At 70.8% G+C, this 24597-nt stretch carries 22 protein-coding genes, 1 tRNA gene and 1 pseudogene; 17 read left to right on the forward strand and 7 right to left on the reverse strand.

The features are described 5' to 3' along the window. Positions 1-142 (forward strand): annotated as a pseudogene (locus BU197_RS27495) (IS5/IS1182 family transposase); the annotation flags it as partial. A gap of 206 nt (positions 143-348) precedes the next feature. Here BU197_RS27495 and BU197_RS27500 read toward each other — a convergent pair. Beyond that, positions 349-419, reverse strand: a tRNA-Gly gene (locus BU197_RS27500). Positions 420-825: 406 nt separating this feature from the next. Between BU197_RS27500 and dcd the strand changes: the two genes are divergently transcribed. Further along, positions 826-1401, forward strand: a complete 576-nt coding sequence (dcd, locus tag BU197_RS27505; protein ID WP_188271020.1) for a dCTP deaminase — start codon at positions 826-828, stop codon at positions 1399-1401. Positions 1402-1414: 13 nt separating this feature from the next. Beyond that, on the forward strand, positions 1415-1912 hold the full coding sequence (locus tag BU197_RS27510) for a phosphoribosyltransferase (protein WP_188271021.1): 498 nt from the start codon (positions 1415-1417) through the stop codon (positions 1910-1912). 109 nt (positions 1913-2021) lie between these two features. Here the strand turns inward: BU197_RS27510 and BU197_RS27515 are convergent, their stop codons facing one another. From BU197_RS27515 to BU197_RS27525, 3 genes are all read right to left on the reverse strand, one after another. Further along, a complete protein-coding gene (locus BU197_RS27515) occupies positions 2022-3125 on the reverse strand; it encodes a YIP1 family protein (protein ID WP_188271022.1) in 1104 nt (367 codons plus the stop codon). Between the two features lie 207 nt (positions 3126-3332). Continuing rightward, positions 3333-5594: a (Fe-S)-binding protein gene (locus tag BU197_RS27520; protein ID WP_188271023.1), complete on the reverse strand. Its 2262-nt coding sequence runs from the start codon at positions 5592-5594 to the stop codon at positions 3333-3335. Positions 5595-5701: 107 nt separating this feature from the next. Further along, entirely contained in the window at positions 5702-6190 is a 489-nt protein-coding gene (locus tag BU197_RS27525; protein ID WP_188271024.1) for a sugar transferase, read from the reverse strand. A gap of 394 nt (positions 6191-6584) precedes the next feature. On the opposite strand from BU197_RS27525, the gene dnaK reads away from it, so the two are divergent. The 4 genes from dnaK to BU197_RS27545 all read left to right on the forward strand — a co-directional run bounded on the left by dnaK (position 6585) and on the right by BU197_RS27545 (position 10781). Continuing rightward, positions 6585-8426, forward strand: a complete 1842-nt coding sequence (gene dnaK, locus BU197_RS27530; RefSeq protein ID WP_188271025.1) for a molecular chaperone DnaK — start codon at positions 6585-6587, stop codon at positions 8424-8426. Then, on the forward strand, positions 8426-9070 hold the full coding sequence (gene grpE / locus BU197_RS27535) for a nucleotide exchange factor GrpE (protein ID WP_188271026.1): 645 nt from the start codon (positions 8426-8428) through the stop codon (positions 9068-9070). Before dnaK ends, grpE begins: the two co-directional genes overlap by 1 nt. Before the next feature lie 90 nt (positions 9071-9160). Next, positions 9161-10333 (forward strand): molecular chaperone DnaJ, encoded by a 1173-nt coding sequence (gene dnaJ, locus BU197_RS27540; RefSeq protein ID WP_188271027.1) that lies wholly within the window; start codon positions 9161-9163, stop codon positions 10331-10333. A 4-nt stretch (positions 10334-10337) separates the two neighbouring features. Beyond that, positions 10338-10781, forward strand: a complete 444-nt coding sequence (locus tag BU197_RS27545) for a heat shock protein transcriptional repressor HspR (protein ID WP_188271028.1) — start codon at positions 10338-10340, stop codon at positions 10779-10781. Positions 10782-10873: 92 nt separating this feature from the next. On the opposite strand, the gene BU197_RS27550 is transcribed toward BU197_RS27545, so the two are convergent. Beyond that, positions 10874-11881: a helix-turn-helix transcriptional regulator gene (locus BU197_RS27550; protein ID WP_188271029.1), complete on the reverse strand. Its 1008-nt coding sequence runs from the start codon at positions 11879-11881 to the stop codon at positions 10874-10876. A 107-nt stretch (positions 11882-11988) separates the two neighbouring features. Between BU197_RS27550 and BU197_RS27555 the strand changes: the two genes are divergently transcribed. Both BU197_RS27555 and BU197_RS27560 read left to right on the forward strand, forming a co-directional pair. Next, positions 11989-12252 (forward strand): hypothetical protein, encoded by a 264-nt coding sequence (locus BU197_RS27555; RefSeq protein WP_188271030.1) that lies wholly within the window; start codon positions 11989-11991, stop codon positions 12250-12252. Beyond that, positions 12249-12569, forward strand: coding sequence for a (2Fe-2S)-binding protein (locus BU197_RS27560; RefSeq protein WP_188271031.1), 321 nt, complete (start codon positions 12249-12251; stop codon positions 12567-12569). Before BU197_RS27555 ends, BU197_RS27560 begins: the two co-directional genes overlap by 4 nt. 248 nt (positions 12570-12817) lie before the next feature. Here BU197_RS27560 and BU197_RS27565 read toward each other — a convergent pair whose 3' ends face one another. Next, entirely contained in the window at positions 12818-13222 is a 405-nt protein-coding gene (locus tag BU197_RS27565; RefSeq protein ID WP_188271032.1) for a pyridoxamine 5'-phosphate oxidase family protein, read from the reverse strand. A 152-nt stretch (positions 13223-13374) separates the two neighbouring features. Between BU197_RS27565 and clpB the strand changes: the two genes are divergently transcribed. From clpB to BU197_RS27580, 3 genes are all read left to right on the forward strand, one after another. After that, complete coding sequence (gene clpB / locus BU197_RS27570; RefSeq protein WP_188271033.1) at positions 13375-15981, forward strand: ATP-dependent chaperone ClpB; 2607 nt, start codon at positions 13375-13377, stop codon at positions 15979-15981. A 175-nt stretch (positions 15982-16156) separates the two neighbouring features. After that, on the forward strand, positions 16157-16693 hold the full coding sequence (locus tag BU197_RS27575) for a YbjN domain-containing protein (RefSeq protein ID WP_188271034.1): 537 nt from the start codon (positions 16157-16159) through the stop codon (positions 16691-16693). Between the two features lie 160 nt (positions 16694-16853). Beyond that, entirely contained in the window at positions 16854-17207 is a 354-nt protein-coding gene (locus BU197_RS27580; RefSeq protein WP_188271035.1) for a prevent-host-death family protein, read from the forward strand. 208 nt (positions 17208-17415) lie between these two features. Here the strand turns inward: BU197_RS27580 and BU197_RS27585 are convergent, their stop codons facing one another. Beyond that, a complete protein-coding gene (locus tag BU197_RS27585) occupies positions 17416-18597 on the reverse strand; it encodes a pyridoxal phosphate-dependent aminotransferase (protein WP_411158542.1) in 1182 nt (393 codons plus the stop codon). Between the two features lie 667 nt (positions 18598-19264). Here BU197_RS27585 and BU197_RS27590 point away from each other — a divergent pair. The 5 genes from BU197_RS27590 to pyrE all read left to right on the forward strand — a co-directional run bounded on the left by BU197_RS27590 (position 19265) and on the right by pyrE (position 24394). Continuing rightward, positions 19265-19783: a DUF2617 family protein gene (locus BU197_RS27590; protein ID WP_188271037.1), complete on the forward strand. Its 519-nt coding sequence runs from the start codon at positions 19265-19267 to the stop codon at positions 19781-19783. A gap of 74 nt (positions 19784-19857) precedes the next feature. Further along, positions 19858-21657, forward strand: a complete 1800-nt coding sequence (locus BU197_RS27595) for a spermidine synthase (RefSeq protein WP_223184140.1) — start codon at positions 19858-19860, stop codon at positions 21655-21657. Positions 21658-21760: 103 nt separating this feature from the next. After that, positions 21761-22909, forward strand: coding sequence for an SRPBCC domain-containing protein (locus BU197_RS27600; protein ID WP_188271038.1), 1149 nt, complete (start codon positions 21761-21763; stop codon positions 22907-22909). A 136-nt stretch (positions 22910-23045) separates the two neighbouring features. Then, the gene (locus BU197_RS27605; RefSeq protein ID WP_188271120.1) at positions 23046-23831 is read left to right on the forward strand and encodes an aldose 1-epimerase; all 786 of its coding nucleotides are present in this window, start codon (positions 23046-23048) and stop codon (positions 23829-23831) included. Positions 23832-23854: 23 nt separating this feature from the next. Further along, on the forward strand, positions 23855-24394 hold the full coding sequence (gene pyrE / locus BU197_RS27610; RefSeq protein ID WP_188271039.1) for an orotate phosphoribosyltransferase: 540 nt from the start codon (positions 23855-23857) through the stop codon (positions 24392-24394). The last annotated feature ends 203 nt before the right edge of the window (positions 24395-24597 follow it).

The raw sequence follows: 24597 nt of genomic DNA on the forward strand, positions 1-24597 counted from the left end.
GGTCGTCGAACGCACCAACGCCTGGATCCACGGCTTCCGGCGCCTACGGATCCGCTGGGACATCCGCGACGACATCCACGAAGCCTTCCTGAAACTCGCCTGCTGCGTGATCACCTACAGACGAGTCCAGGCATTGTGTTAGCTCCTCTAAGGACACATCGGCTTTCGCCCGGGCCCATTCGTCATCGAACGACACGCGTCCCCCTGCGGTTGTCGGTCTTCTGTACGAGTGACCGACGAGGTTATCAAGGGTGGCGACCAGGTTGTGGTGCGGAGGTGGCGCAAGGCGCGGGGAAAGCTCTAGACAACAACAAAGCCCCAGGTCCCTGACCTGGGGCTTTACAGAAGAGCGGATGACGGGAATCGAACCCGCGCTATAAGCTTGGGAAGCTCATGTTCTACCATTAAACTACATCCGCGCAGCGGCTGCCGGGTGATCCGTGCCGCATCGTTGCACACTGTACCCCATGCGCCACTTGAGGCGAAGCTCGTGGTTTTTCGGGTGCGGAGTGCCTTCTGGAGGGTGTCCTGTTGATCCCCTAATGTGTCTTCTCGTCCACCGCATGTGTAGGGGAAGGGACTTGATGGGTTCGATGGAGCGCACCGTCGTCCGTTGTGCCGAAGGGCACGTTTTCAGTACCGCTTCGTTTCCGCTTCAGCAGCTCGGGGCCGGGCGGATCGGGCCGGGGCGGTTGATCCGGTGTCCTCGGTGTGCGCGGCTGCGGCATGCCGTGCCGGTGGAGGCCGCGCGGCGCTGACGGGGGTGTCGGGGCGCGGACGCCTGCCGATTGGGGCAGGTCCGCGCCCTCTGCGTATCGTGGGGGCGTGCTTCTCTCAGACAAGGACATCCGGGCCGAGATCGATGCCGGACGGGTGCGCATCGACCCGTACGACGAATCCATGGTGCAGCCCTCGAGCATCGACGTGAGGCTTGACCGCTTCTTCCGGGTGTTCGAGAACCACCGCTACCCCCACATCGACCCCGCCGTCGAGCAGCTCGACCTCACCCGTGAGGTGGAGCCGGAGGGGGACGAGGCGTTCATCCTGCACCCCGGCGAGTTCGTGCTCGCCTCCACCTACGAGGTCATCTCCCTCCCCGACGACATCGCGTCGCGGCTGGAGGGCAAGAGCTCCCTCGGGCGCCTCGGGCTGGTCACCCACTCGACCGCCGGGTTCATCGACCCGGGTTTCTCCGGGCACGTGACCCTGGAGCTGTCGAATCTGGCCACCCTGCCGATCAAGCTCTGGCCCGGTATGAAGATCGGGCAGCTGTGTCTGTTCCGGCTCAGCTCGCCGGCCGAGTTCCCCTACGGGAGCGAGCGCTACGGCTCCCGGTACCAGGGCCAGCGGGGGCCGACGGCCTCCCGTTCCTTCTTGAATTTCCATCGGACCCAGGTATGAGGCGGACGCAGGCATGAGTGAGGTACGCGAGAACCTGACGTACGAGGGGTTCGGTCACGCGGTCCGCGAGCTGGCGCAGGCCATCGCCGACGACGGCTACGAGCCCGACATCGTGCTCTCCATCGCCCGCGGCGGCGTCTTCGTCGCCGGTGGTCTGGCCTACGCCCTGGACTGCAAGAACATCCACCTGGTGAACGTCGAGTTCTACACCGGTGTGGGCACCACCCTGGAGATGCCGGTCATGCTGGCGCCGGTGCCCAACGCGATCGACTTCTCCGACAAGAAGGTCCTGATCGCCGACGACGTCGCCGACACCGGCAAGACCCTCAAGCTGGTCCACGACTTCTGCGTCGACCATGTCGCCGAGGTCCGCTCCGCCGTCGTCTACGAGAAGTCCCACTCCCTCGTGAAGTGCGAGTACGTGTGGAAGAAGACCGACGACTGGATCAACTTCCCCTGGTCGGTCGAGCCGCCCGTCGTCAAGCGCGCCGGCCAGGTCCTCGACGCCTGAGCCGTACCGTACGTCTGCGCCGTGTGCGTGTGCGTGTGCGTGTGCGTGTGCGTGTGCGAAAAGGCCCCCGCCCATGAAGGCGGGGGCCTTTTCGTGTGTCCGCGTGGGCCTACAGCGTGCCCAGCTTGATCAGGCTCAGCAGCGCCACCAGCTGGATCGCCGACGCGCCCAGCGCCTTCGGCCACGGCAGGTCGTGCGAGCGGCCGACCATCAGGGTGAAGAGCGCCCCCGCCGCCAGCCAGGTCGCCCAGCCGATGACCTGCACCAGGCCGTTCTCGCCGCCCAGGAAGAGCGCGAAGAGCAGGCGCGGGGCGTCCGTGATCGACATGATCAGCATGGAGAGGCCCACCGTCGGCTGCCAGGCGCCGTCGCCGCCAAGCTGGCGGGCCAGCGTGTGGGTGACCGCGCCCAGGATGAGCCCGCCGATGACGAAGCCGATGGCGGTCATCAGGACGTACGGGACCGCCGTCGACAGCGTCGCGTTGATCGCTTCCTCGCGCGCCTTGTCGAAGCCGAAGATCGCGAGGAGCCCGTAGAGGAAGGTGACGACGAGCGCCGGACCCCAGACGGCGTGGTCCCTCATCCGGAGGAACGTGTCCGCCGGGCGCAGCACGATGCCGCTCAGCAGGCCCTGCCAGGGGAGCCGGGGGCCGATGGGGACGGGTTCGGGGTGCGGCGCCGCCTGCCCGTAGGGGTCGTCGACGCTGAACATCTGGGTGTGGCCGGGATTGTTCGCCGTGGCGGCATGGGGGTGCTGGGGCTGCCCGTAGGGGTCCCCGAAGTACTCGGGCTCGTCGTAGGACTGCGGGGGGCGTTGCCGACCCTGATTCCCGTAGTGGCCCTGCTGCGGGTAGTGGCCGGGGTCGCCGGGGTTCCCGTAGTGGCCGGGGTGGCCGGGGTTGCCGTAGTTCCCCTGGTTCCCCTGGTTCCCTTGGGCCCCCTGGTTTCCGGGGTTCCCGTAGGGCTGCGGGGGGCGGCCCTGGTTTCCGTAACCCTGGCCCTGCTGCCCCTGCCCCTGGTTTCCGTAGCCCTGCCCCTGGCCCTGCTGCCTCTGCCCCTGGCCCTGTCTCGGGGACGGGCCCCGGTTCTGGTCCTGTGGGGGCCACTGTTGCTGCGGGTACGGCGGCGGGGGCGCCTCGTATCCCTGGGGCGCCTGCCGCGGTTGTCGCGGGTCGCGGTTGTCCCGGCCGCGTCCGTTCCTGAATCCAGCCACGTCCTCGAACGTACCCGCTCCTTCCGCTCCTGTGCGCTCCGGCCTCGGGTTGCCACGGAGCTGTGACATCCCCTAAGGGGGTTCTCAGGGGCTTCCCGGACATACGGGATACGGGACCCCGGAGGAACGCGCGAAGGGCCGCCCCGCGCGTTCGCGGGACGGCCCTCCTCGGGTCCGGAAGCCGGAAGGTCCGAAGAGTCCGAAGGCTCAGGCGGCCGGTTCGGGCTCCGGCTCGTTCTGCTCCGACGGCTCCGGGTCGAGCGGCGTCTTCACCGACTCCAGGAGCAGCTGGGCGACGTCCACGACGGTGACGGACTCCTTCGCCTTGCCCTCGTTCTTCTTGCCGTTCACCGAGTCCGTGAGCATGACCAGGCAGAACGGGCAGGCGGTGGAGACGATGTCCGGGTTGAGGGAGAGGGCCTCGTCGACGCGCTCGTTGTTGATGCGCTTGCCGATCCGCTCCTCCATCCACATCCGGGCACCACCGGCGCCGCAGCAGAAGCCGCGCTCCTTGTGGCGGTGCATCTCCTGCTGGCGAAGACCGGGGACGGCGGACATGATCTCGCGCGGCGGCGTGTAGACCTTGTTGTGCCGGCCCAGGTAGCAGGGGTCGTGGTAGGTGATGAGGCCGTCCACCGGGGTCACCGGGATCAGCTTGCCCTCGTCGATGAGGTGCTGGAGCAGCTGGGTGTGGTGGATGACCTCGTACTCGCCGCCGAGCTGCGGGTACTCGTTGGCGATGGTGTTGAAGCAGTGCGGGCAGGTCGAGACGATCTTCTTGGCCGACTTCGGCTTCCTCGTCGACTCGTCCTCGTCATCCTCGCCGAACGCCATGTTCAGGATGGCCACGTTCTCCTGGCCGAGCTGCTGGAACAGCGGCTCGTTGCCCAGACGGCGGGGGGAGTCGCCGGTGCACTTCTCCTCGCCGCCCATGATCGCGAACTTGACGCCCGCGATGTGCAGCAGCTCGGCGAAGGCCTTGGTGGTCTTCTTGGCGCGGTCTTCGAGGGCGCCCGCGCAGCCGACCCAGTAGAGGTAGTCGACCTCGGTGAGGTCCTCGATGTCCTTGCCGACGATCGGGACCTCGAAGTCGACCTCCTTGGTCCACTCGACGCGCTGCTTCTTGGCCAGACCCCAGGGGTTGCCCTTCTTCTCCAGGTTCTTGAGCATCGTGCCCGCCTCGGACGGGAACGCGGACTCGATCATCACCTGGTAGCGGCGCATGTCGACGATGTGGTCGATGTGCTCGATGTCGACCGGGCACTGCTCGACGCAGGCGCCGCAGGTGGTGCAGGACCACAGGACGTCCGGGTCGATGACGCCGTTCTCTTCCGCCGTGCCGACGAGGGGGCGCTCGGCCTCGGCGAGGGCGGCCGCCGGGACGTCCTTGAGCTGCTCCTCCGTGGCCTTCTCGTTGCCCTCCATGTCCTTGCCGCCGCCCGCGAGCAGATACGGCGCCTTGGCGTGCGCGTGGTCGCGCAGCGACATGATCAGGAGCTTGGGGGAGAGGGGCTTGCCGGTGTTCCAGGCGGGGCACTGCGACTGGCAGCGGCCGCACTCGGTGCAGGTGGAGAAGTCGAGGAGGCCCTTCCAGGAGAACTGCTCGACCTGGGAGACGCCGAAGACGGCGTCCTCCGCCGGGTCCTCCCAGTCGATCTCCTGGCCGCCCGTGGTCATCGGCTGGAGCGCGCCGAGCGCGGTGGAGCCGTCGGCCTCGCGCTTGAACCAGATGTTGGGGAAGCCGAGGAAACGGTGCCAGGCGACGCCCATGTTGGTGTTGAGCGAGACGACGATCATCCAGATGAACGAGGTGCTGATCTTCACCATGGCGGTGAAGTAGATCAGCGTCTGGAGGGTGCCGAGGCCCAGTCCCTTGAAGGCGAGGACCAGCGGGTACGAGGCGAAGTACGCGGCTTCGTAGCCCTCGACGTGGTGGATCGCGCCTTCGAGGCCGCGCAGCACGTAGATCGCGAGGCCGATGGTGAGGATGACGTACTCGACGAAGTACGCCTGGCCCGCCTTGGAACCGGCGAAGCGCGACTTGCGGCCGGCCCGGCCCGGGAGGCTCAGGAGGCGGATGGCGATGAGCACGGCGATGCCGAGGATCGTCATCACGCCGATGAACTCGATGTACAGCTCGAACGGCAGGAAGCCGCCGATGACCGGCAGGGTCCAGTCGGCCTGGAAGAGCTGGCCGAAGGCCTGGGCCAGGGTGGGCGGCAGGGTCAGGAAGCCGACGGCGACGAACCAGTGGGCGAAACCGACGATGCCCCAGCGGTTCATGCGCGTGTGGCCGAGGAACTCCCGGACGAGCGTCACGCTCCGCTGGTAGGGATTGTCGGTCCTGGTGCCCGCCGGGACGGGCTGTCCCAGCTTGAAGTACCGGACGAACTGGCCGATGGCGCGAGCGAGCAGGGCAACGCCGACCACGGTCAGGGTCAGCGACACAATGATCGCGGCGAGTTGCATGAAGGGCTCCTCGGGCGGGCCTACTAAGCGGTAACTTATGGAGTCCGTGCAGAGATTACCCGTTCGGGGCCCCGTGCTGTAGCGGCATTCGCGGTGATCTGTATCGCTCAGGCAAACCTTGCCGCGCGCCGCCTGCGGACTGCTGGAAGCGTACGCGCCAGGATGGTCAGGTCCATCCCCAGCCAGTGGTGGTCCACATAGTCCAGATCGAGCAGCGCGCGCTCCTCCCACGGCAGCTCCGACCGGCCGCTGATCTGCCACGGACCGGTGAGCCCCGGGCGTACGGAGAGCCTGCGGCGCCCCTCGCCCGCGCACTCGCGGTGGGTCGGCGCGAGCGGACACGGCCCGACCAGGGACATCCGTCCCGTGACCACGTGCAGCAGCAGCGGCAGCGAGGCCAGCGGGCCCCGGGTGCGGAAGGTCAGCAGGGTGAAGGGCCGCCCGCCGAGACCGGCCACCGTGCGACGGCGCAGGACGCCCGCGCCGGGGGTCGGCGAGCCGAGCGCGAGCGAGAGGGTGATGCCCGCCATGACCGGTGACAGCACGGTCAGGAGGGCGAGCCCGCCCAGGACGTCGAACGTGCGCTTGGCCGTCATTCCCCCACACCCTTCGGAGCGTCGAATGAGGTCGGGACCCGGGCCCCTCGGACCGGAACCGGGGTCGTGGGACCCGGGCGCCGGGGCCCCGGGCCTGGAATCATGGGATTTTCGTGGGATATGGCTGCTTTGCCCCATGTGGGGCAATGGACTCTCTCACGGGGCGCCCGCCGGAGGCCGGAGCGACGCGCTCCGGGGTGTCGCCCGGCCGCTCCCGGGTGGTGGCGGACCGGCCCCGGGCGGCGGCGGGCCGATCCCGGGCGGTTTCGGGCCGCTCTGAGTGGCCGAGCGGGCGAAGAGTTGAGTCGACCACGCTCAGGTCTGTTGACTCCGGCAGGGGTCTGGTGCATCCTTGAGTCAGTTCCACTCAAGTCAGTCAGCTGGAGGAATCGAAATGGCACGTGCGGTCGGCATCGACCTGGGCACGACTAACTCCGTCGTCAGCGTTCTCGAAGGCGGCGAGCCCACCGTCATCACCAACGCCGAGGGCGCCAGGACCACGCCGTCCGTCGTCGCCTTCGCGAAGAACGGCGAGGTGCTCGTCGGCGAGGTGGCCAAGCGTCAGGCCGTCACCAACGTCGACAGGACCATCCGGTCGGTCAAGCGCCACATGGGCACCGACTGGAAGATCGACATCGACAGCAAGAGCTTCAACCCGCAGCAGATGAGCGCCTTCATCCTGCAGAAGCTCAAGCGCGACGCCGAGGCCTACCTGGGCGAGAAGGTCGTCGACGCGGTCATCACCGTCCCGGCGTACTTCAACGACTCCGAGCGTCAGGCCACCAAGGAGGCCGGCGAGATCGCGGGCCTCAACGTCCTGCGCATCGTCAACGAGCCGACCGCCGCCGCCCTGGCGTACGGCCTCGACAAGGACGACCAGACGATCCTCGTCTTCGACCTCGGTGGCGGCACCTTCGACGTGTCCCTCCTGGAGATCGGCGACGGCGTCGTCGAGGTGAAGGCCACCAACGGTGACAACCACCTCGGTGGCGACGACTGGGACCAGCGCGTCGTCGACTACCTGGTGACGCAGTTCCAGAACGGCCACGGCGTGGACCTGGCCAAGGACAAGATGGCTCTCCAGCGTCTCCGCGAAGCCGCGGAGAAGGCGAAGATCGAGCTTTCGTCCTCGACCGAGACCACGATCAACCTGCCCTACATCACGGCCTCCGCCGAGGGCCCGCTGCACCTGGACGAGAAGCTCACGCGCGCCCAGTTCCAGCAGCTGACCTCGGACCTGCTGGACCGCTGCAAGGTGCCGTTCCACAACGTCGTCAAGGACGCGGGCATCGCCCTCTCCGAGATCGACCACGTCGTCCTCGTCGGCGGCTCGACCCGTATGCCGGCCGTCGCCGAGCTGGTCAAGGAGCTGACCGGTGGCCGCGAGGCCAACAAGGGCGTCAACCCGGACGAGGTCGTCGCCATCGGCGCCGCGCTCCAGGCCGGTGTCCTCAAGGGTGAGGTCAAGGACGTCCTGCTCCTCGACGTGACCCCGCTGTCCCTCGGCATCGAGACCAAGGGCGGCATCATGACCAAGCTCATCGAGCGCAACACCACGATCCCGACCAAGCGGTCCGAGATCTTCACCACGGCCGAGGACAACCAGCCGTCCGTGCAGATCCAGGTCTACCAGGGCGAGCGCGAGATCGCGGCGTACAACAAGAAGCTCGGCATGTTCGAGCTGACCGGCCTTCCGCCGGCCCCGCGCGGCGTCCCGCAGATCGAGGTCGCCTTCGACATCGACGCCAACGGCATCATGCACGTGACCGCGAAGGACCTGGGCACGGGCAAGGAGCAGAAGATGACCGTCACCGGCGGCTCCTCGCTGCCGAAGGACGAGGTCGACCGGATGCGCCAGGAGGCCGAGCAGTACGCGGACGAGGACCACCGTCGCCGCGAGGCCGCCGAGTCCCGCAACCAGGGCGAGCAGCTCGTCTACCAGACGGAGAAGTTCCTCAAGGACAACGAGGACAAGGTCCCCAGTGACGTCAAGACCGAGGTCGAGGCGGCCGTCGCCGAGCTGAAGGAGAAGCTCAAGGGCGAGGACGCCGCCGAGATCCGGACCGCCACCGAGAAGGTCGCGGCCGTCTCCCAGAAGCTCGGCCAGGCGCTGTACGCCGACGCCCAGGGCGCCCAGGCCGCCGGTGGCGACGCCGCCGGTCAGGCCAAGGCGGACGACGACGTCGTCGACGCCGAGATCGTCGACGAGGACAAGCCGAAGGGTGGCGCTGTCTGATGTCGGAGGAGACCCCGGGCTTCGACGAGAAGCCCGACGTCCCCGCCGACGGCACGCCCGAGGAGACCGAGACCGCCGCTGCCGCCGACAAGGCGGACGGGGCGGCCCCGGCCGGGGACGCTACGGACGTAGCACTGCTGGCGCAGCTGGACCAGGCCCGTACGGCGCTCGACGAGCGCACCGCGGACCTCCAGCGGCTCCAGGCCGAGTACCAGAACTACCGCCGCCGCGTGGAGCGCGACCGGGTCGCCGTCAAGGAGACCGCCGTCGCGAACCTGCTGTCCGAGCTCCTTCCGGTGCTCGACGACGTCGGCCGGGCCCGTGAACACGGCGAGCTGGTGGGCGGGTTCAAGTCGGTGGCCGAATCGATGGAGACCGTCGTCGCCAAGATGGGTCTCCAGCAGTTCGGCAAGGAGGGCGAGCCCTTCGACCCGACGATCCACGAGGCCCTGATGCACTCGTACGCGCCGGACGTCACGGAGACGACGTGCGTGGCGATCCTTCAGCCGGGGTACCGGATCGGCGAGCGGACCATCCGGCCCGCCCGCGTGGCCGTCGCCGAGCCCCAGCCGGGCGCGGCACCGGCCAAGGACGACGCGAAGTCGTCCGCCGACGAGGAGAGCGGTGCCCCCGACGAGGGGTGACGCACCGCTCCCGACGGAGGTGGTCACCGGGACCCCGGTGACCACCTCCGCAAGGACGAACACCGGAGAAGTCCGGAAGGAGGGACGTCGATGAGCACGAAGGACTTCGTCGAGAAGGACTACTACAAGGTCCTCGGCGTCCCCAAGGACGCCACCGATGCCGAGATCAAGAAGGCGTACCGGAAGCTCGCCCGCGAGAACCACCCGGACGCCAACAAGGGCGACGCCAAGGCCGAGGAGCGCTTCAAGGAGATCTCCGAGGCGAACGACGTCCTCGGCGACCCCAAGAAGCGCAAGGAGTACGACGAGGCCCGCGCCCTCTTCGGGAACGGCGGCTTCCGGGCCGGCGCGCCCGGGGCCGGAGGCTCGTTCAACTTCGACCTGGGCGACCTCTTCGGGGGAGCCCAGGGCGGCGCCGGCGGGTTCGGCGGTGGCGGCATCGGGGACGTCTTCGGCGGTCTGTTCAACCGGGGCGGCGGCGCGGGTCCCCGCACCCAGCCCCGGCGCGGCCAGGACATCGAGTCCGAGGTGACGCTCAGCTTCACCGAGGCCATCGAGGGCGCCACCGTGCCGCTGCGGATGTCCAGCCAGCAGCCGTGCACGGCCTGTTCGGGCACCGGCGACAAGAACGGCACGCCCCGGGTGTGCCCGACCTGTGTCGGCACCGGGCAGGTCTCGCGCGGCAGCGGCGGCGGTTTCTCGCTCACCGATCCCTGCGTGGACTGCAAGGGCCGCGGGCTGATCGCGGAGAACCCGTGCGAGGTCTGCAAGGGCAGCGGGCGCGCCAAGTCCTCGCGGACCATGCAGGTCCGCATCCCGGCGGGCGTCAGCGACAACCAGAAGATCAGACTGCGCGGCAAGGGAACACCCGGCGAGCGCGGCGGGCCCAACGGCGATCTGTACGTCGTGGTGCACGTCGACACCCACCCGGTCTTCGGCCGCAAGGACGACAACCTCACCGTCACCGTGCCGGTCTCCTTCGCGGAGGCGGCGCTCGGCGGCGAGGTGAAGGTGCCGACGCTCGGCGGCCCCCCGGTCACCCTCAAGCTGCCCGCGGGCACGCCGAACGGGCGGACCATGCGGGCCCGGGGCAAGGGCGCGGTCCGCAAGGACGGCACCCGGGGCGACCTCCTCGTGACCGTCGAGGTCGCGGTGCCGAGGGAGCTGGACGACAAGGCACGCGAGGCCCTGGAGACCTACCGCGAGGCGACCGCCTCGGAGGACCCCCGGGCGGAGCTGTTCCAGGCGGCGAAGGGAGCGTGACCCGATGGACGGACGCCGACGCAATCCGTACGAACTGACCGACGAGTCGCCGGTGTACGTCATCTCGGTGGCGGCCCAGCTCTCCGGTCTGCATCCGCAGACCCTGCGTCAGTACGACCGGCTCGGTCTGGTCTCGCCGGACCGCACGGCCGGCCGGGGCAGGCGCTACTCGGCCCGTGACATCGAGCTGCTCCGTCAGGTGCAGCAGCTGTCGCAGGACGAGGGCATCAACCTGGCCGGGATCAAGCGGATCATCGAGCTGGAGAACCAGGTCGCGGCGCTCCAGAGCCGGATCGCGGAGCTGTCGGCCGCGGTCGACGGCGCGGCGGCGGCGATGCGCCAGCGGGAGGCCCAGGTGCACGCCTCGTACCGGCGCGATCTGGTGCCGTACCAGGATGTGCAGCACACGAGCGCGCTGGTGGTCTGGCGTCCCAAGCGGGGCGAGTAGCAGGTGTGAGGGCCGAGGCCCCTTCCCTTCGGGGGAGGGGCCTCGTGCCGTTCCCGGGGCCGTTCCAGGAAGGCGCCCGGGGCCCGGTGCGGTCAGCCGTCCTGCTGGTCGAGGATGCCCGACTGGGCGATGAGATAGCCGAGTTGGGCCCGGCTGCCGCTGCCGAGGGTGGCGGCGAGCTTGGCGATGTGGGCGCGGCAGGTGCGGACGTTCATGCCGAGACGGCGGGCGATGGCCTCGTCCACGTGCCCCGCGACGAGGAGTTTGGCGATGGAGCGCTGGACGCCGCCGATGCCGTCCACGGAGGGGCTGTAGGGGATCTCCTCCTCCCAGGGGACGCCATGCAGCCAGAACTGGTCGAAGACGCCGACGAGATAGCGCACCAGGCCCTCGTGGCGCAGTTCCAGGGCGACTTGGCGGTCGCTGCGGGCGGGCACGAAGGCGACCTTGCGGTCGACGATGATCAGCCGGTCGACGATCTCTTCCAGGGTGCGCAGTTCGAGCCCGTAGGGGGCGACCCGTTCGACGTAGGCGAGGGTGGCCGGATGGTGGCGGGCGGTGTGCTGGTAGAGCGTGCGCATCCGGACGCCCCGGTCGAGCAGGGGTTCGAGCCGGCGCAGGGCGGCTTCCAGGGTCTCGGGGCGGCGGCCACTGCCCGGCTGGATGGTGAGCAGCTCGGTGGTGCACTCGTTGATGACGCGGTCGAGGGTGGCGTTGATGACGCTGAGGCCCTCAAGGACGGTGATGGCCTGGGTGGAGGAGGGGTCCTGGGAGTGGATGGCCATGAACGGCTCGAACGCGTCGGCCAGGTCGAGGGCGTGCTGCCGCCGGACCTGTATCTCCTGTTCGATGGGGTGGACGAGCTGGTTGAGCGCGATCGAGGGCGGAACCGGGTAGAGCCATTCGGTGTCGTCCGGGTGGGGGTGCAGGAGGGACAGTTCCCTCAGGCAGGGGGCCGCCTGGGCGTCGGCGCGGGTGATGCGGCCGGTGCGGAGGGCGCTCGCGTAGAGCTCCCGCCCCACGTCGCATAGTTCACCGTGACTGTGGTTATGGCCGGACTCGTCGTCTTCTTGCCTCATTTGCACCCCCCTCAGGGTCATGAATTACAGGAACATGATGCCCGGGTTGGCTGGTGAAAAGGGTCGGGAGTAAGCCATCGTCTTACTCGCGGGGGGGAGGTAGTGATCAAAAGAGGTGGAGATCGGCCATGACCAGGATGGTTCGTGCACTTGGCGCCATAGCCGTTGCGGCGGTTGCTCTCGGCGCACTCGCCGTCGGGGAGCCCTCGTGGGAGCGCCCGGCGCACTACGTGGCCGGACCGGGCGAGCCCTCGTGGGAGAGCACTCCGGCGCACGACACGTGGGCCGGACCGGGCGAACCCTCGTGGGAGTCCGCTCCCCGGGACGTCGTCGTGCTCGCCGTTCGTCCCGAGCCGTCCTGGGAGATCGCCCCCAGGGGCGCGGGAGCGTGACTCTTCCACAGGACGACCCCAGGTTCCGCCGGGAGATGGCCACGGCCTACCGGTCCGGTTGGCACTTCGTCGACCTCGCCACGGCCATCCCCCACCGTGGCGACGCGTTGAAGGTCACCCTCTTCGGGGAGCCCGTCATCGTGGCGCGGGAGCAGGACGAGGACGTCCGCGCGTACCGCTGTCTGCGTCGCCCCCGAGGAGCCCCGCAGCCCATCCGCTGTGCCATCCGGTACGGCATGATCTTCGTCAATCTCGACCAGCGGGACCACCAGCTGATCGAGCCCGAGACCATCACCGCCACCCCCCGCAGTGCCTGAGCGATTCCCCCGTCGTTGTAGATCGCTCAGGTACTTCCCCCACACAGCGGCGCCATCGCGGACCTGAAACGCGATGGCGCCGCTGTGCTGCGCCCGTACGGCTCCGGCGGTACGGGCGCTTCGGCGTGCCCGTACGGCCGGGGCCGCGGGTCTCCCGGCGTGCGGGGCCCGTCCGGAGCGGGGCCCGTCCGGAGCGGGGCCCGTCCGGAGCGGGGACCCCGTCCGGAGCGGGGACCGGCCCCCGGCGTTCAGGCGCGGCCCATCGCCCGGGTGAGGGTGATCTCGATGACCACCCGGTCGGGGTTGGGCTCCGGCGTGCGCCCGTAGCGTTCGGCGTAGCGCGCGACGGCGTCCGCGACCGCCTCCGGCTCGGTGCGCAGCCGGGCGACGCCCTCCAGGGTGGCCCAGCGCCCCTTGTCGACCTGGCAGACCGCGACCCGCGCCCCGGCTTCGCCCGCGGCCCGTACATGGGCGGCCTTGCGGCTCTTCCTGTTGGTGATGACCCGGGCGAACCCGTTCTCCGGGTCGTAGGTGACGCCGACGGCCACGACGTGCGGGGTGCCGTCCGGGCGCGGGGTCGTCAGGGTGCAGATGTGGTACTCGCGCCAGAAGCTGAGGTACGAGTCGGAGGGGTTCCTCGGGTCTGTGGCCATGCCCGGAAACTACCGGAAGTCCGGTGGCCGATTCCCGCGTACGACACCCTCCGGCTGCCGGGCAGATAACTTGAGCAGACTCCACTCAACTTTGTGTACCCTGGAAGGGTCATAAGAGGAGAGGACCACCGGAACCCAGGAGGAGCACGCACGTGGACGCCGAACTGACCAACCGGAGCCGGGACGCGATCAACGCGGCGAGCAGCCGCGCCGTGTCGGCGGGGCACGCCGATCTCACCCCCGCCCATCTGCTGCTCGCGCTGCTGACCGGTCAGGACAACGAGAACGTCGTCGACCTGCTCGCGGCGGTCGAGGCCGACCAGGCGGTCGTGCGCGCCGGTGCGGAGCGGCTGCTCGCCGCCCTGCCCAGCGTCACGGGCTCCACGGTCGCGCCCCCGCAGCCCAGCCGCGAGTTCCTCGCGGTCGTCGCCGAGGCCGACCGGCGGGCCAGGGAGCTGGGCGACGAGTACCTGTCCACCGAGCACCTTCTGATCGCCGTCGCCGCCAAGGGCGGACGGGCCGGTGAGATCCTCGACGAGCAGGGCGCGAGCGCATCGAAGCTGCTCGACGCGTTCGAGAAGAGCAGGGGAGGACGCCGGGTGACCACACCCGACCCGGAAGGGCAGTACAAGGCGCTGGAGAAGTTCGGCACGGACTTCACCGCCGCCGCGCGCGAGGGCAAGCTGGACCCGGTCATCGGCCGCGACCACGAGATCCGGCGGGTCGTCCAGGTGCTCTCCCGCCGCACCAAGAACAACCCGGTCCTCATCGGTGAGCCCGGCGTCGGCAAGACCGCCGTCGTCGAGGGGCTCGCTCAGCGGATCGTGAAGGGCGACGTCCCGGAGTCGCTGAAGAACAAGCGGCTCGTCTCGCTCGACCTCGGCGCGATGGTCGCGGGCGCGAAGTACCGGGGCGAGTTCGAGGAGCGCCTGAAGACCGTCCTCTCCGAGATCAAGGAGAGCGACGGCCAGATCATCACCTTCATCGACGAACTGCACACGGTCGTCGGCGCGGGCGCGGGCGGCGACTCCGCCATGGACGCGGGCAACATGCTCAAGCCCATGCTGGCCCGCGGCGAGCTGCGGATGGTCGGCGCGACCACCCTCGACGAGTACCGCGAGCGGATCGAGAAGGACCCGGCCCTGGAGCGCCGCTTCCAGCAGGTCCTGGTCGCCGAGCCGACCGTCGAGGACACCGTCGCCATCCTGCGCGGACTCAAGGGGCGTTACGAGGCCCACCACAAGGTGCAGATCAACGACTCCGCCCTGGTGGCCGCCGCGACCCTGTCCGACCGGTACATCACCTCCCGTTTCCTCCCCGACAAGGCCATCGACCTCGTCGACGAGGCCGCCTCCCGGCTCCGGATGGAGATCGACTCCTCCCCGGTCGAGATCGACGAGCTCCAGCGCTCCGTGGACCGGCTCCGCATGGAGGAGCTGGCCCTGAAGAACGAGACGGACGCGGCGAGCAAGCAGCGCCTGGAGAAGCTGCGGCGCGACCTCGCCGACCGCGAGGAGGAGCTGCGCGGGCTCACCGCCCGCTGGGAGAAGGAGAAGCAGTCCCTCAACCGCGTCGGCGAGCTGAAGGAGCGCCTCGACGAGGTCAGGGGCCGCGCCGAGCGTGCCCAGCGGGACGGCGACTTCGACACCGCCTCCAAGCTGCTCTACGGCGAGATCCCGGCCCTCGAACGGGAGCTGGCGGAGGCCAGCGAGGCCGAGGCGCAGCAGGAGTCCTCGAAGGCTGCCGACGCCAAGAGCGCCATGGTCAAGGAGGAGGTGGGCCCCGACGACATCGCGGACGTGGTCGGCGCCTGGACCGGCATCCCCGCCGGCCGCCTCCTGGAGGGCGAGACGCAGAAGCTGCTCCGGATGGAGGAGGAGCTGGGCCGCCGTCTGATCGGCCAGTCCGAGGCCGTACGGGCCGTCTCCGACGCCGTGCGCCGTACCCGCGCGGGCATCGCCGACCCCGACCGGCCGACCGGCTCGTTCCTCTTCCTCGGCCCCACCGGCGTCGGCAAGACCGAGCTGGCGAAGGCGCTCGCGGACTTCCTCTTCGACGACGAGCGGGCCATGATCCGCATCGACATGTCGGAGTACGGCGAGAAGCACAGCGTCGCCCGGCTGGTCGGCGCGCCGCCCGGCTACGTCGGCTACGAGGAGGGCGGCCAGCTCACCGAGGCCGTCCGCCGCCGCCCGTACAGCGTGGTGCTGCTCGACGAGGTGGAGAAGGCGCACCCGGAGGTCTTCGACGTCCTGCTCCAGGTCCTCGACGACGGCCGGCTCACCGACGGCCAGGGCCGTACGGTCGACTTCCGCAACACCATCCTGATCCTCACCTCCAACCTGGGCAGCCAGTTCCTGGTGGACCCGGCCACTCCGGAGGACGTGAAGAAGCAGCAGGTCCTGGAGGTCGTCCGGGCGAGCTTCAAGCCCGAGTTCCTCAACCGGCTCGACGATCTGGTGGTCTTCGCCGCCCTCGACCGGGCCGAGCTGGGCCGGATCGCCCGGCTCCAGACCGACCGGCTCGCCCGGCGGCTCGCCGACCGGCGCCTCACCCTGGAGGTCACCCCGGAGGCCCTGGAGTGGCTGGCCGACGAGGGCAACGACCCCGCGTACGGCGCCCGGCCGCTGCGCCGCCTCGTCCAGACGGCGATCGGCGACCGGCTGGCCCGGGAGATCCTGGCGGGCGGGATCACGGACGGCGACACGATCCGGGTGGACCGCGCGGAGGACGGCCTGACGGTCGGCCCGGTGCGGTGACCTGCCGGGGACGGCTCCGGCCGGCCGGTTCCTGACCGGGTGCTCGGACGCGGTGACCCTCCGCGTCCGGGCACCCGGATCTTGTCAGCCCGCAGCGGATCGCGGCGGCGGGGCTTGCCATGGACCGCCCGGCATGGGGGAGGATGGCGAGCATCCGTACGAAGGGAAATTCACGGTGAGCATCGACCCGTCCTCGATTCCGAATTTCGGGGGCCAGCCCCAGCCTCAGGCCGCAGGACCGGCGGGCCCCGTCGTCCCCGACCAGGACCTCGTCAAGCAGCTCCTTGAGCAGATGGAGCTGAAGTACGTCGTCGACGACGAGGGCGACCTCGCGGCGCCGTGGGAGGAATTCCGCACGTACTTCATGTTCCGCGGCGAGGACGAGCAGCAGGTCTTCTCGGTGCGGACGTTCTACGACCGTCCGCACTCGGCCGACGACCGCGCGCGGATCCTCGACGCGATCGACGACTGGAACCGCCGCACCCTGTGGCCCAAGGTCTACACCCACCTGCACGAGGAGGAGGACGGCTCCGCCACCCTCCGCCTCATCGGCGAGGCGCAGATGCTGATCGGCACCGGCGTCTCCCTGGAGCACTTCGTGTCCTCCACGGTCAGCTGGGTCCGCGCCTCCATCGAGTTCGACAAGTGGATCGTCGAGCAGTTCGGTCTGGAGAGCCCGGAGGAGAAGACCGCGGGCGAAGACGAGGCCTGAGCCTCCCGCACCCGCGCCCTCGGATCGCCGTACGCGCGATCCGTGGGGTGCCCGCCTTCACCGGCACCCGAAGCCCGGCCAGGGCCGTGATCAGCAGGATCGCGGCCCGCGGCCGGGCTTTCGCCGTGCGCTCCCCGTCACGCATCGGGACGCACCCGACATGGTGCTGACGACGGCCCTGCACGCGGAGCGCACCGAGGAGAGCCTCACGACGGCGTCCCGGCTCTTCCTCGCGCTGATGAAGCACGACGACGGAGCCCGGTCGCTCCTGTCGGCGCTTCCGGAGGTCTTCCCCTGGGTGAGGCATCTCGACGACGAAGAGATGCGCGCGTTCACCGTGGAGCTTCCGGAAGGGCTTTCCGATGCCGCGGAACCGGGTGCCGGGGAAGCCGTGCACCGCACGCTCGTCTCCTGGCGGGCGACGGCTCGCATCAACTCCGATCCGGATCGGCCCAGGGAAGCGCTGCGGCCTCTCGACGGGGATTACCTGGGTGCGGTCGAGGTGAGCGGGTGAGCCCGAAGAAGGGCGATCGCGTCAGCGTGCCACCAGGTCACAAGCGGTGGCCGCGTGCGCTGTCCGGTCAGCCCTGAGACATCGACCGTCGTTCTGGTCCACGCGTCCACTCGGCACCGGAAGGACACTGAACAGCTCGTCCCTCCCGTGCGGCACGGGGCCGGCCGAAAGGCCGGACCCCACGCCCGTATGTCCATCCGGCTCGCTCTCAGCGGGCCAGCCGGCCGAGGCGCTCGACCGCCTCCTGCAATACGTCCTTCCGCTTGCAGAAGGCGAAGCGGACGAAGGGGCCTCCGGCCTCCTGGTCGTCGTAGAAGACGGCGTTGGGGATGGCGACGACCCCGGCGCGCTCGGGCAGGGAGCGGCAGAAGGCGAAGCCGTCGTCGGTGCCGAGCGGGCGGATGTCGGTGGTGACGAAGTAGGTTCCCGCCGGGCGGTAGACCTCGAACCCGGCGGCGGCGAGGCCCTCGCTCAGCAGGTCCCGCTTGGCGGCGAGGTCGGCGCGCAGCCCGTCGAAGTAGGCGGCGGGAAGCCGCAGCGCCTCGGCGACGGCGTACTGGAACGGCCCGCCGGAGACATAGGTCAGGAACTGCTTGGCGGAGCGGACGGCGGTGGTGAGCGCGGGGCTCGCGGTGGTCCAGCCGACCTTCCAGCCGGTGAACGAGAACGTCTTGCCGGCCGACCCGATGGTGACGGTCCGCTCCCGCATCCCGGGCAGGCTCGCGATCGGGATGTGGACGGTGTCGTCGTAGACCAGGTGCTCGTAGACCTCGTCGGTGACGACGAGCAGGTCCCGCTCGACGGCCAGCTCGGCGATCGCGGTCAGCTCGGCCCGGGTGAGGACGGTGCCGGTGGGGTTGTGCGGCGTGTTGAGGAGGATCAGCCGGGTCCGGTCGGTGACGGCGGCACGCAGTTCGTCGAGGTCGAGGACGTAGGCGCCCTCGCGGGGGCGGAGCGTGACGGGGACCCTGGTCCCGCCCGCGAGCGCGATGCAGGCGGCGTACGAGTCGTAGTACGGCTCCAGGGCGATCACCTCGTCCCCCGGCTCGACGAGGGCGAGCAGCGACGCCGCGATGGCCTCGGTGGCGCCCGTCGTGACCAGGACCTCGGTGTCGGGGTCGTACGCGAGGCCGTACCGCTCGTGCTGGTGGTCGGCGATCGCGGTGCGCAGCTCGGGGACGCCGGGACCGGGCGGGTACTGGTTGCCCCGGCCGTCCCGCAGCGCGCGGACGGCCGCCTCCCGAACCTCCTCGGGCCCGTCGGTGTCGGGGAAGCCCTGGCCGAGGTTGATGGCCCCGGTCCGGGTGGCGAGCGCGGACATCTCGGCGAAGATGGTGGTGCCGAAGGGGGCCAGACGTCGGTTCAGCAACGGTCGTTTCATACGGTTCATCCTGGAGCCAAGCTCTGGACTTGCTCAAGTGCGCTTCGGCGGGGAGCCCGCCGGGCATCTCCCTCGCACAGAAGAACGGGGGATTAGTCGTGGGAATCTTCATTGCCGTCATGGGGGGTGTGGTCCTCGTCGGTTTCGTCGCCGCCGCCAGGGAGCGGCGGGCTTACGCCCGGCGCGTCCGGAAGCTGCGCGGGTACGGCGGGCGGCCGGTGCAGCGGGGCGGGAGCGGGCGCGGGAGCGGGCGCCGGTCGACGAAGCGGCGCGGCGGAAGCTCCGACGGGGGCGGCGGCTGGCTCGGCGGCGACAGCGGGGGCGGGCATTCCTGCGGGGGCGGGCACTCCTGCGGCGGCGGAAGCTCCTGCGGTTCCGGCGGCTGCGGGGGTGGCTGCGGCGGGAGTTGAGCGGGGTGCGGGGGCGACTGCGGGGGCGGCTCATCGGCCGCCCAGGGTTGAACAGTTGAACTGTGGGGACCCCTAAGGAGTTGGAAAACACGGCAAGTTGGGCAAAACCGCTGCGAGTTGAACGGCGTCCGTGGTTCTCTCGCTCCTGACAGAAACAGCCCTCGGACCGTGTGTGGACCCGAGCCGGCGATTCCCCACTCCCGGAGAAATTCCTTCTCCGGGGCGCCCCCGGCCCACCCGTCAAACCGTGTTTGCGGAGCCGACCCATGCTCACCACCCTGAAGACCTCCTACACCGACACCCGCGCGGCCGATCTGGCCTGGGCGCTCGGACGTGAACCGCTGCCCGCCCTGGCCGTGCTCGATCTCGAACTGGCGGGTGTAACCCTCCAGTTGAGGCTGCTCGGCGCCTCACATCAGGTCCTCCTCGAAGAGGAGGGCCGCACCTGTTCGGAGACCGTCGCCTGCATGCCCGGCAGCAGTACCCCGCTGCCGCTCGGCGTCTCCAAGCGCGTCGGCGCGTGGGAATACGAGTTCGCCGCCCGCGTGGAGACCCTCTCGCCCGGCTCCTTCGCGGGCCGGGCGCAGGAGTTACTCGCGCTCGTCGCCGACCATCCCCATGGGCTCGCGGGAACCTTCCCCGGCTCCCCCCACGCCTTCACCGCGATGCTGGCGCAGCGTCACGAAGGGCAGGTGCGCTGGCGGACCTGGCACGCCTACCCGCAGGAAGGGCAGTTGGTGGTGACCAGGACCCGGATCGGCGCCCGTATGCCCGCGACACTCTGATGCGCCCCCGAAAGCCCCAGATGCACTCGTGTGGGTGACGAAGGGTGCCAGGATAGTGACGTAGCGTTACGGTCATGATCGAGCCGACCGTGACCACGCCCTCCACGAGGGTGCGGCGGGCGCCCGTGCGGCGGCCCGAGCCCCCGCGCGGCGCGGTGCGGTTCCCGGTCCTCGCGGTCGTCTTCGTCTGCGCCGCCTGCGGCCTGGTCTACGAACTCGAACTCGTCGCGCTCGCCTCCTACTTGATCGGCGACTCGGTCACCCAGGCCTCCGTCGTACTCTCCGTGATGGTCTTCGCCATGGGGGTGGGCTCGCTCCTCGCCAAGCGGCTGCGCTGCCGCGCCGCCGTCGGCTTCGGCCTGGTGGAGGCGGCGCTCGCGCTCGTCGGCGGCTGCTCGGCGATGGTGCTCTACGCGGCCTTCGCCTGGCTCGGCGAAGCGCGGTACGTCCTCGTGGCGTTCTCGCTCGCCATCGGGGTGCTCATCGGGGCCGAGATCCCGCTGCTCATGTCCCTCATCCAGCGGGCCGGAAGCCCGGAGGGACGGCAGGGCCGCGCGGGCCGCACCTGGCGCCCCGGCCGGGCCGGGCGCCTGGGCGGGGCGGGGCGAACGGCGGGGGCGGGGCGGCCGGGCGGGGCCGGGCGCGGTGGCCGGGCCGGGCGGAAGGCGTCCTCGGCGGAGCAGGACGCGGCGGGCACCGTCGCCGACCTCTTCGCCGCCGACTACGTCGGCGCGCTGGTCGGCGGTCTCGCCTTCCCCTTCCTGCTGCTGCCCTGGCTCGGGCAGCTCACCGCCGCCCTCGTCACCGGGGCCGTCAACACGGTCGCGGGCGGCGGGCTCGTCCTCTGGGTCTTCCGCCGGGACCTCACCACCCGCTCCCGGGCCCTGCTCGTCGCCGTGAGCGTGGGGGTCCTCGCCGTCCTCGCCACCGCCACCGTCCTCGTCGCCGACTTCGAACAGGCCGCCCGCCGCGCGGTCTACGGCGACCGGGTCCGGGTCGCCCTCCACACCGGCCTCCAGGAAGTGGTGGTCACCGGTGGCGCCGACGAACCGCCCGATCTCTTCCTCGACGGACGGCTGCGGGTCGCGGGCCAGGACGAGTACCGCTACCACGAAGCCCTCGTCCACCCCGCGATGAACGGCCCCCACGCCCGCGTCCTGATCGTCGGCGGCGGCGACGGCATGGCCGCCCGCGAAGTCCTGCGCTACCCGGACGTGCGCGCGGTCACCCTCGTCGAACTCGACCCGGGCGTCGTCCGGCTCGCCGCCACCGATCCGGCACTCGTCCGGCTCAACGCGCACGCCTTCCGCGACCCCCGCGTCCGCGTCGTCCACGCCGATGCCTTCGGCTGGCTCCGAGGCTCCGCCGCGCGTGTGCAGGAACGGTACGACGTGGTGATCTCCGATCTGCCCGACCCCGGCATCACCCCCAGCACCAAGCTGTACTCGGAGGAGTTCTACGGCCTCGCGGCCCAACTGCTCACCCCCTCCGGACGGCTCGTCGTGCACGCCGGATCCGTCGCCGACCGGCCCCGCACCTACTGGACCGTCGAGGCCACCCTGCGCGCGGCGGGCTTCGCCGTCAGCCCGTACAGCGCCGCCGGACGCACCCCCGGCTTCGCGGCGGGCCCCGACCGCCCCGACCGAGCCGAGCGCGCCGCCGGGTCCGGCCGGAGCCCCGGCGACTGGGGCTTCCTCCTGGCCGTCCCCGCCCGGCCCGGCGACCCGCCGCCCCCGCTCGGACTCGCCGTCGACGCGCCCCGGCTCCGCTCCCTCGGCCCCGGCGGCCTCACCGCCGCCGCCCGCCGCGCCGAACGGGCCAGAGGCACGCCGCTGCCGCCGTCGACCCTGGTGCACCCCCGGTACGGCGGGTGAGGGGGGCTCTCCCGGGCCGGTACGGGGCTCCGGACGGGCCCCGTACCGCCCGGGGCGGACAAACAGGCGACGTCAGGCCCCGCGCTGAGTAGGCTCGGCTTCCATGGAGCATGAGGTGTTCGTTCCGGTCCCGGCCGAGGTCCTGCGCGTGACGCTCACCGACCCCGACCGGGTGGTGCGCTGCGTCCCCGGCCTCCAGCGGGACGCCGACGCGCAGGCGGGCCCCCTCACGGGCCGGCTCAGGGTGCGGATCGGCGGCAACACCATCACCTACCGGGGCACCCTGACGATCGCCGAGCGGGACGGCGCGGTCGTCTACGAGGGCCAGGGCACCGAGGCCCGGGGCAAGGGCACCGCCGCCGGGACCCTCACCCTCGCCCTCGCCCCGGCGGACGGCGGCACCCGACTGCGCGTCACCGGCACCCTGACCGCCGAGGGCCGCCTCGCCGAAGCCACCCCGGACGCCCGCTCCACGACGGCCGCCCGCCTGCTGAACCGTTTCGTGGAGGCGGCGACGGCGATGTCGGAGGGTGCGGCGAAGCCGGGAGGGTCGGAAGGGGCGGGAGTGGCTGCCGGGGGAGTGTCCGGTGGGGGAGCGGCCGATGAGGGAGTGGCCGGTTCCGGTGGGCGCCCTGACGGCGACTCCTTCGCAGGGTCCGATGCGCGCGATGTCGGCGCTGACGGCTCTGACGCTGTCGATGCCGGGGCTGACGGCGTCGATGTCGGCTCTGACGGCGTTGACGACGGTGCTGTTGGCGTCGCGAACGGTGCTGATGGTGCTGATGGTGCCGCTGACGAAACTGACGAAACTGACGGAGCCGACGGAGCCGACGGAGCCGACAGAGCCGCCGGAGCCGACCATGTCGGCGAGGGCTCGGACGACACCGACCGCGCAGACACCCCCGCCTCCGACCCTGCCCCTGCCCCCGACCCCGACTCCACTCCCGGCTCCGTCTTCGACGCCCCCGTCCCGCCCTCCTCCCTCGATCCGCTCCTCGGTGAGGACTTCGGCGGGGCCTCCCTGGAGTTCCCCTCTCCGCCGCCCGCCGCCGAGGCGGCCCACGCGCGCCGGACGATGATCGGCCGGAGCGCCGAGGAGGTCGACCACGCCCCGCCGCGCGGCCGGTACGCCCCCGTGCCCGCGCCGGAGACGGGCAGCGCCGGGGCCGCCCTGCGCTGGATCGCGCCCGCCGCCGTCCTCGCCCTGGCCTCCGCCGTCGTCATCGGCCGGGCCCTGCGCCGCCGCCGCTGACCCGGACCGGGATACGCCGGGGGCGGCGCGGCTCCGGACCTGGATACGCCGGACGGCACGGCGCGGGCGACGCCGGGGCCCCCGGAGCGGGGCTTCCCCCTCCGGGCCCCCGCACGATTAGGGTCGGGGGGTGAGCATGCAGACGCGTTTGACGGCGGGCGACGCCGAGTTGACCATCAACCCCGAGCACGGCGGCCGGATCGAGAGCCTGCGGATCGGCGGCACCGAGGTGCTGCGCCAGGGCGAACGGTTCGGAAGCTTCCCGATGGTGCCCTGGTGCGGGCGGACCGAGAACGGGCGCTTCCGCGACGGCGCGACCGTCCATCAGCTGCCGGTCAACGCGCCCCCGCACGCCATCCACGGCACCGTCCGCGACCTGGCCTGGAAGACGGCGCGGAGCTCCGCGACCGAGACCGTCCTCACCTGCGAGCTGGACGACCCCTGGCCGTACCGGGGCCGGGTCACCCAGATTTTCGAGCTGGCCGAGGACTCCCTCACCCTGACGTTCGGGGTGGAGACGTACGAGGACTCCTTCCCGGCCCAGGCGGGCTGGCACCCCTGGTTCCTGCGCAACCTCGGGCAGGGCGGCCAGGACGTGTCCCTCGGCTTCGACCCCGCCTGGCAGGAGGAGCGCGGCGAGAACCACCTGCCCACCAGGCGCCGTATCGACCCGCTCCCCGGCCCCTGGGACGACTGCTTCGGGATGCCCGACGGAGTCGACGTCACCCTCACCTGGCCGGAGGAGCTGGAGCTGCGGGTCACCAGCCGCACCCCCTGGGTCGTGGTCTACGACGAACAGCGGGAGGCCGTCTGCGTGGAGCCGCAGTCCGGTCCCCCGAACGGCCTCAACACCCACCCGCGTCTGGTCACCCCGATCGACCCGCTGGAGGTCGCGAGCACCTGGCGCTGGCGTCGGCTCTGAGCAGCGCCCTCTAAGCTCGGGGCATGACTGACGTACGCGCTGAGCTGCTCCAGCAGATCAAGGACAAGGCCGTGGTGCACGGCAAGGTGACCCTCTCCTCGGGTCTGGAAGCCGACTACTACATCGACCTGCGCCGGATCACGCTGGACGGCGAGGCCGCGCCGATGGTGGGTCAGGTCATGCTCGACCTCACGGCCGACCTGGACTTCGACTGCGTCGGCGGGCTGACCCTGGGCGCCGACCCGGTGGCCACCTCGATGCTGCACGCCTCCGCCGCGCGCGGACAGCGCCTCGACGCCTTCGTCGTCCGCAAGGCGCAGAAGGCGCACGGCATGCAGCGCCGGATCGAGGGCACCGACGTCAAGGGCCGTCGCTGCCTGGTCGTCGAGGACACCTCGACCACGGGCGGTTCGCCGCTGACCGCCGTCGAGGCGGTCCGTGAGGCCGGGGGCGAGGTCGTGGCCGTGGCGACGATCGTGGACCGGGGCGCCGCCGACGCGATCGCGGGCGCGGGCCTGACGTACCTCACCGGCTACCGGCTGGGCGATCTCGGCCTGGGCTGACGGCCGAGGACCCGGGCCGATGGCCTGGGCTAACGGCGGAGAAGTGGTGACTTAGGTCCCGGACCCTCCCGAGGGTGATCCTGACCTGCGGTTTTGTCCAAGGGCGGGGTGTTTCACGTGAAACACCCCGCCCTTTGGCGTACGGGCCCGTGGGAGCCCGTACAAGAGTCTGGAAGGATGGGGGTGACGATGACGTCGCCCCC

The sequence above is a fragment of the Streptomyces sp. CBMA291 genome (assembly GCF_014596525.1).
Taxonomy (GTDB): domain Bacteria; phylum Actinomycetota; class Actinomycetes; order Streptomycetales; family Streptomycetaceae; genus Streptomyces.

Bases quoted from the DNA above. Each gene is read 5' to 3' on its own strand.
- BU197_RS27510 (WP_188271021.1), top strand. From the start codon at position 1,415: ATGAGTGAGGTACGCGAGAACCTGACGTACGAGGGGTTCGGTCACGCG.
- BU197_RS27520 (WP_188271023.1), bottom strand. From the start codon at position 5,594: ATGCAACTCGCCGCGATCATTGTGTCGCTGACCCTGACCGTGGTCGGC.
- BU197_RS27525 (WP_188271024.1), bottom strand. From the start codon at position 6,190: ATGACGGCCAAGCGCACGTTCGACGTCCTGGGCGGGCTCGCCCTCCTG.
- dnaK (WP_188271025.1), top strand. From the start codon at position 6,585: ATGGCACGTGCGGTCGGCATCGACCTGGGCACGACTAACTCCGTCGTC.
- grpE (WP_188271026.1), top strand. From the start codon at position 8,426: ATGTCGGAGGAGACCCCGGGCTTCGACGAGAAGCCCGACGTCCCCGCC.
- dnaJ (WP_188271027.1), top strand. From the start codon at position 9,161: ATGAGCACGAAGGACTTCGTCGAGAAGGACTACTACAAGGTCCTCGGC.
- BU197_RS27545 (WP_188271028.1), top strand. From the start codon at position 10,338: ATGGACGGACGCCGACGCAATCCGTACGAACTGACCGACGAGTCGCCG.
- BU197_RS27550 (WP_188271029.1), bottom strand. From the start codon at position 11,881: ATGACCCTGAGGGGGGTGCAAATGAGGCAAGAAGACGACGAGTCCGGC.
- BU197_RS27555 (WP_188271030.1), top strand. From the start codon at position 11,989: ATGACCAGGATGGTTCGTGCACTTGGCGCCATAGCCGTTGCGGCGGTT.
- BU197_RS27565 (WP_188271032.1), bottom strand. From the start codon at position 13,222: ATGGCCACAGACCCGAGGAACCCCTCCGACTCGTACCTCAGCTTCTGG.
- BU197_RS27580 (WP_188271035.1), top strand. From the start codon at position 16,854: ATGGTGCTGACGACGGCCCTGCACGCGGAGCGCACCGAGGAGAGCCTC.
- BU197_RS27585 (WP_411158542.1), bottom strand. From the start codon at position 18,597: ATGAACCGTATGAAACGACCGTTGCTGAACCGACGTCTGGCCCCCTTC.
- BU197_RS27590 (WP_188271037.1), top strand. From the start codon at position 19,265: ATGCTCACCACCCTGAAGACCTCCTACACCGACACCCGCGCGGCCGAT.
- BU197_RS27595 (WP_223184140.1), top strand. From the start codon at position 19,858: ATGATCGAGCCGACCGTGACCACGCCCTCCACGAGGGTGCGGCGGGCG.
- BU197_RS27600 (WP_188271038.1), top strand. From the start codon at position 21,761: ATGGAGCATGAGGTGTTCGTTCCGGTCCCGGCCGAGGTCCTGCGCGTG.
- BU197_RS27605 (WP_188271120.1), top strand. From the start codon at position 23,046: ATGCAGACGCGTTTGACGGCGGGCGACGCCGAGTTGACCATCAACCCC.
- pyrE (WP_188271039.1), top strand. From the start codon at position 23,855: ATGACTGACGTACGCGCTGAGCTGCTCCAGCAGATCAAGGACAAGGCC.